Origin of the sequence: Chryseobacterium contaminans (assembly GCF_001684955.1) — a bacterium.
GTDB classification, from domain to species: Bacteria; Bacteroidota; Bacteroidia; order Flavobacteriales; family Weeksellaceae; genus Chryseobacterium; species Chryseobacterium contaminans.
Genome location: NZ_MAYF01000094.1, coordinates 1 through 6,735 on the forward strand (window position 1 = coordinate 1; position 6,735 = coordinate 6,735).

Genomic DNA, 6,735 nt, shown 5'->3' on the forward strand with positions numbered 1-6,735 from the left:
TTTTATCTTTCCGCCATCTTACAATTCTTGGAAACCGAAGGGCTACACCGCTTTTATGCCGGTTACTGAAACCTATTCCTTCAAAAGCAATCTCGAATACCAGTTCTGCCTTTACCGTTCGTACAGGACCAAATTTTTCAATGGCATTCTTGGTTACAAATTTGCTGACCTCCATAATTTCCTTATCCGTTAATCCGGAATAGGCTTTAGCAATGGTCACCAATTTATCCTCATTTTTAACGGCAAAAGTGTAATCTGTATAGTAAGCACTTCGTCTGCCGCTGCCTTTTTGGGCGTAAATAAGGACGGCATCAATGGTAAATGGATTGATTTTCCATTTCCACCAATCACCTTTCTTTCTTCCGGCATGATAAGGCGAGTTTTTCTGTTTCAGCATCAGACCTTCACTGTTTATACTTCTTGAGTTTTCCCGGATTTCATTCAATTCTTCCCATTTTTCAAAATCTATACTCTTTGAAAGGCTTATATTATCGGGATTTTCATTCAATAATAATTCTTCCAGCATGGCTCTTCTTGCAGAAACCGGTTTTTCCCTCAGATCATGACCTTCCAGTTCCAATAAGTCATAGGCAAATACTTCAATAGGAATTTCAGAAAGCATTTTTTTAGTTAAAGTTTTTCTGTTTAATCTTTTCTGTAATTCATTAAAATTTAAAACCTTACCCTCTTTCACTGCAAGTATTTCTCCATCTAAAACAAAATTACCTTTCATCGCCATTACTGTTTGGGTGATCTCCGGAAATTGCTCTGTAACAAGTTCTTCACCTCTGGACCATATAAAAACTTCATCATTTCTGCGGATGATTTGTCCGCGGATGCCATCCCATTTATATTCTATCAGCCATTCATCCGGTTGTCCAAGCGCTTCAAGCTCTTTTTCCAGAGGGTAGGCAAGGCAAAACGGATAAGGTTTGGAATTATCCGGATTGATATTTTCAGCAGAGATCAGTTCTTTAAAGGAAACTTCATCAGGTTGCCATTTTCCCATCAAGCTATGCGTTAATGTACTGGATTCTTGTCCAGAGAATTTAGTTAATGTATTAATCAGCGTCTTATCTGATACTCCGATTCTAAAACTTCCGCCAATCAATTTATTGAAAATCAATCGTTCCGTGTAATCCAGTCCGTTCCATGATTGGAGGACGAATTCTTTCTTTTCTGCTTCTGTTTTATCCTTTAAATCAACAATATCTTTCATCCATTGGGAAAGGCTTCGTTCAATCTTTTCCTGTGGCGGCGGAAGAATTAATGAAAGGGTTTCCCCGAGATCTCCTACAGAAGAATAGCTTTCCTGAAAGAGCCAGAAGGGAAGTCCTGTGATTTCTAAAGCCCATTCCTTCATCACATTGGTATTGACATTTCTTTTAGGTCTTTTCCCTGTAAACAAAGCAATAAACCATACTTTATCTTCATCCGGAGCCCTTTCCAGATAATCAATGATAGCCTCAATTTTAGCATTGGTCTTATTGGTAGTTTCCAAAGCATTGATAAGGTCTGCAAAATGTCTCATAGCTTTGGGTTTTCAAGGGTTTCCTGTTCTGATACTTCTTCATCTTCGCCAAACAGTGTTTCTATAACATCTGCTTTCATCCCGATTTCATTGAGATATTTAGAAAAAATTTCTGTCTGCCCATGCGTAACATGTATCATCTCTGCTTCTGTAGCTTTTACAGTTTGTAATAATCCTTTCCAGTCAGCATGGTCGCTCATGGCAAAACCTGCATCGGCACTTCGCCATCTTCTTGCCCCACGAACCTGCATCCATCCTGAACATATTGCAGTGGCCGGATCAGGAATCTTTCTGATAACATTACTGTCTAACAAAGCCGGAGGAACAACCACAATTTCATGTTCCATCTCTTTCGGACGTTCTCTGAAATCAGCAACAGTATATTCCGGAAGATCAATTCCTACAGCTTCAAAAGCATTATTCAGCCTTCCGATAGATTCATGAACATATATTTTTCCAAGTCCTTCTACAGCCTTCATAATCCGTTGGGCTTTTCCAAGTGAATATCCGATGAACACAGAAGTTTTGCTGTTCTCCTGATTCTTTAAAACCCAATTCTGAAGTTTTTTATTTAAATCATCCACTTCCAGCCAGTTATAGATAGGGAGTCCGAAAGTACTTTCTGTAACAAATTCATTGCATTTTACCAGCTCAAAAGGAGTACTGAGACCGTCGTCCTGAACTTTATAATCTCCGGAGACAACGGTTACAAATCCTTTATATTCCAATCGTATCTGTGCTGAACCGATAATATGTCCGGCAGGGTGGAAGGAAATCTGTACTCCGTTAATATTGATCTTCTCACCGTATTCCATACCCTGGCATTCTATATCGTTTCCAATTCGCTGATATAAAATAGGTTTGGTAAAATGATGGCAAAGATATTTTTTCATTCCCCAACGGGCATGGTCGGCATGTCCGTGAGTGATTATGGCCATATCTACAGGCCGCCAGGGATCTATATAAAATTTTCCCTTAGGACAGTAAATTCCTTTATTAGTAAATGTGATTAGCTTCAAGGTTGTGATTGGTTTGGATAAAATGCTTCAAAAACTTAACCAATTTACAACAAACGGTTGATTTTATTGCAATTCAAAGTTTTATTGTTGGAAACGCCAAGGCGCAAAAATTTTGTGAGATTGCTTTTTAAGACGCGAGGATTTTATCTGCGATAAAATTGTACACGGTTGGCGATTGCCACGAATTCACGAATTAAATGATACACGTGTCATTTAATACACACAGAATCAAATTATTAATGAATTCGTAAGAAAATATTAGCAATTATCTTTACTGAAAATCTTGGATTTTCTTGCACCTTACGTTTTCCAACCTAAAGATCCGGTGTTCATGTAAAATTAATATTTATTTTACTAGTTAAAAACGGGAAAATTTACAGAAATTTGCAGCAAATTAAAAAGCAATGAAGATCGTAGACCTTGAGCAATGGAACAGAAAGGAGCATTTTGAATTTTTCTCTCAAATGGCAAGCCCCTATTTTGGTTTTACCACCGAAGTAGATTGTACAAAGGCATATAATAATGCTAAAGAAAACGGATATTCTTTCTTTGCTTATTACTATCACAAGTCTATGATTGCCGTGAATACCGTTGATGAATTAAAGCTGAGAATTATTGACGGACAGGTCGTTCAGTTTGATATCGTTCATGCTGGAAGCACGATTGCCAGGCCGGATGGAACTTTTGGTTTTTCATTTACACATTTTTCAGAGGATTTTGAAACGTTCAATGCGGCATTGCAGGAAGAAATCAAAGGCGTACATAATTCTACAGGCCTTAGATTAAGTAATGAAAGATTAGGGAAGGATCATGTTAGGCATACCACTATTCCATGGAATTCTTTCAGTGCGATTCTTCATCCCACCAATTTCAACAATGATGAATCGGTACCCAAAATATCTTTTGGGAAATTCAATATCCGTGATGGAAGAAAGTATATGCCGGTTTCTATTGAAGCACACCACGGATTGGCAGACGGAATACACATTGCAAAATACCTGGAAGAGTTCCAGAGACAACTGGATCTGTAAATTATAAACCAAAGAAAGAAAAACAGATATCTTAATAATAAATCTTCCTTTTCTCAATCTTCAGCATCTTATCTTTTTCCATTTGCTTGATGGTACGGATTACGGTTTCTACGCGAAGCCCAACCAATGAAGCCAATTGCTGCCTTGTAAGCGGAATCTGAAAAGAGTAGGGAGCTTTATCGTCATGGTAGCTTTTCAGGTAATCCAGCAACAGTTTCAGTTTGGAAACAGGATTCTGAAAGGAAAGATTGTAGAACATAATATACTTATAATACATCCTTTCCGCCAGACACTGATAAACATTCAACGAAATCTCAGGATTAGTTTGTACCAGGTTTAAAAAACCGGATTTGGACATCCTAAAAATAGATGAATCCTCTATTGCCACAGCATTCATAGGATATTGCCGATCTACAAACAAAAGGGATTCTCCGAAACTATGACCGTCTGAGAATATATTCTGAATAAATTCTTTCCCATCTTCTGTATAATTATTGAGTTTCACCTTCCCTTTTTCTATCTGATAATAGTAAACGGGTAAATCTTCTTCACGAAAAATAATTTCTCCTGCTTTATAATGCTGTATTTCAGCTCCGAATGCAATTAATAAATCTTCAATGATCATACCTGTGACTTTGTTAGAATTTTAAAACCTTGATAAAATCTTTTTTCATCATTCAAATACTATCCATTCAGTTTAAATTTTCAGAGAATAAAGAAACGGGTATTTCAGTCATCAACCATGAAAAGGGGTACCATTCGCATACCACAAATAGTAAAATTTAGTCTCATTAATTTCAAAACTATTGACTGTAATCATAAAAAGTAAAGGTATTATCCGCCTACATTTATAGCCTTAATGAAAACAATGTAAATAATGAGAAACGGGCTGATAAAAGCGGTTAAGATATTTTATTGAAAAACATAACGTGGTATGTATGTGGTACGCTGTTTTAATAGAATTTTAATCATTTTTTATTTCTTTGCCCTATGCAAAAATGAATTAAAATTAAGATGTATAAGTTTTTTAACCTAATCACTTAACAAATACATCATGTATACTAAAAATTGTTGAATATTACCCAATAATATCAAACAATTTTTGAATACATAAAAATAATTTTATTTTCAACAACAACGTTCAAACGCAAAATTAAAAAGAAAAAGATTTTTGTACTGGTATACAAAGGATGTATATCAGAAATGAGTAGAGATGAGAAAGTATTATGAAAAACAAAAAACCTGAACCCAACCTGGAGGATCTGAATCAGAAAATGCTTGTACAAGATGAAATTATAGCATTAGCCAAAGCAAATTCTCCCCGCCTGCTTAATAAATTCAGATTGGTCTATCCGGATTTTTTCGAAAAATTATCCGCTATACAGCCGGGCCTTAAAAATTCTGAACTGATCTTTTGCATTTATCTTAAGCTCAATATGACGACAAAGGAAATAGCAACCTGTATCTTTGTCACTCCAAAAGCAATACAAAACCGGAAAAACCGGATCAGAAAGAAGCTTAATATTCCTTCTGAGTTTGATATCTACAAATGGTTTAATGAAATTTAAACCATTTTTTGTTTCTAAGCTTTAATGATAGCTTTATCCAGATCATGATAAAGAAGTATTTTCCAATTATTCTCCCTGGCTTCCTTTTCCCATAAAAGTCTTAATTCCATTGCTTTTCTGCCCTCAAAATCACTTTTGTAAGCCAGATGGTATTTTAAATAGGAAGCTTGCGGAAGATCATCTGCGCCGTAGAAAACAGTTTCTTCATTTTCTCTGATCCAGAACACCTGCATAAAAGGAGTATGCCCACCCACAACTTCATATGAAATCTCATCAGTAATCTGTCCTTTATCTTCGTTCATCCACATAATATTAGGCAGTTGAATCAGTTTTTCCAGAATATCAAAATCAAAAGAAGGATTTCCTTTATTTTCCATTGCAAAATCTAACTCTCGTTTTTGGATATAAATCTGTGCGTTAGGGAAAGTTGCCCCATAACCATTATCAGTAAGCGTTACAGCACCATCAATATGATCTTTATGAAGGTGGGAAAGAAGGAGTTTGGTAATCTGTTCAGGACGTACATTTTCTCTTTCAAGGATTTCTGAAACAACAGTTTTTCCAGCATCATTTTTCCAGCCAATTCCGGCATCTAAAAGAATATAGTCATTTTCAGTAATGATAAGAAAAGGCTGAACGGACATTTTTATTCCGGGAACAGTATCAAAGTTCTCTTCTGTTAAAAGGGTAAAATCTTTGGTTTTGCTTGCAGCGAAATTACCTTCTTTAAGGGGAATGATTTTCATGATGCAAATTTCCTGAATATTTCCAACATTCAAAAGGTTTTTCATCAATAGATAATATCGGCAAAAACGATGGAAGGACCTACCAGTTATTCAGACCATTTTCCAGGGCTTTCTCATAATTTTCCATATCAAAGGAGTAGAGATCTGGGGACCTGTGAGCGCCTACATATCTTTGCTCATTGAGCTTTTTTAAAACATTCAGATTTTTAATCTTCCTGTAAAAATTCCCGCGGTTGAGTGATTTGCCTAATATGGCTTCGTAGAGCTTCTGCAGTTCCGGAAGGGTAAATTTTTCCGGCATCAGATTGTATCCGATGGGTTTGGTAGATATTTTTTCGCGTAAAGTAAGCAATGCCTTTTCAATAATTTCACGGTGATCCATTCCAAGAACAATTTCAGGCAGCTGGCGCAGGTAAACCCATTCACAGGCTTCACTCACATCATCAGCTACAGGGTAAATTTCAGAAGAATTATAAAGGGCATAATATCCTACGGAAATGAATCTCTGCTTTTGAAAAAGCGTATCATCAAACTCATCAAAATAAAGCTGACTCCTGTTTTTTCTTCCAAAAACACCAAATTCTTCCAGAAATACTTCAGTAACACCAGCTCTGTCTTTTAAAACTCTTACCACTGCTTCATCCAGATCATCATCTCGTCTTACATAACCGCCCGGCAGAAGCCATTGTTTTTTGTAATTCATTCTTACCAGCAATACCTTAAGTTCATTCTGGTCAAAACCAAAAACAACCGGGTCTACTGAAATATGGGGAAGATAAAGCTCTTTTGCTTCGGCAGATTTCTGTAAGATCTGTTCCCTGGAATCCATATAATCCATAA

At 36.3% G+C, this 6,735-nt stretch carries 7 protein-coding genes; 2 read left to right on the forward strand and 5 right to left on the reverse strand.

All coding sequences use genetic code 11. The features are described from left to right. The coding region (locus tag BBH99_RS07100; RefSeq protein ID WP_066693915.1) for an ATP-dependent DNA ligase at positions 1–1,531 on the reverse strand (1,531 nt) is incomplete at its 3' end. Next, a complete protein-coding gene (locus BBH99_RS07105) occupies positions 1,528–2,550 on the reverse strand; it encodes a ligase-associated DNA damage response exonuclease (RefSeq protein WP_066693917.1) in 1,023 nt (340 codons plus the stop codon). The genes BBH99_RS07105 and BBH99_RS07100, both read right to left, overlap by 4 nt. 404 nt (positions 2,551–2,954) lie before the next feature. Between BBH99_RS07105 and BBH99_RS07110 the strand changes: the two genes are divergently transcribed. Further along, positions 2,955–3,581, forward strand: coding sequence for a chloramphenicol acetyltransferase (locus BBH99_RS07110; RefSeq protein ID WP_066693918.1), 627 nt, complete (start codon positions 2,955–2,957; stop codon positions 3,579–3,581). A gap of 31 nt (positions 3,582–3,612) precedes the next feature. Here the strand turns inward: BBH99_RS07110 and BBH99_RS07115 are convergent, their stop codons facing one another. Beyond that, complete coding sequence (locus BBH99_RS07115) at positions 3,613–4,206, reverse strand: Crp/Fnr family transcriptional regulator (RefSeq protein ID WP_066693919.1); 594 nt, start codon at positions 4,204–4,206, stop codon at positions 3,613–3,615. A gap of 601 nt (positions 4,207–4,807) precedes the next feature. Here BBH99_RS07115 and BBH99_RS07120 point away from each other — a divergent pair. Then, the gene (locus tag BBH99_RS07120) at positions 4,808–5,149 is read left to right on the forward strand and encodes a helix-turn-helix transcriptional regulator (RefSeq protein ID WP_066693921.1); all 342 of its coding nucleotides are present in this window, start codon (positions 4,808–4,810) and stop codon (positions 5,147–5,149) included. Between the two features lie 14 nt (positions 5,150–5,163). Here the strand turns inward: BBH99_RS07120 and BBH99_RS07125 are convergent, their stop codons facing one another. Next, a complete protein-coding gene (locus tag BBH99_RS07125) occupies positions 5,164–5,895 on the reverse strand; it encodes an MBL fold metallo-hydrolase (RefSeq protein WP_083188772.1) in 732 nt (243 codons plus the stop codon). A gap of 79 nt (positions 5,896–5,974) precedes the next feature. Beyond that, positions 5,975–6,735: NUDIX hydrolase (locus tag BBH99_RS07130; protein WP_317041487.1), on the reverse strand; the 761-nt coding region annotated here is incomplete at its 5' end.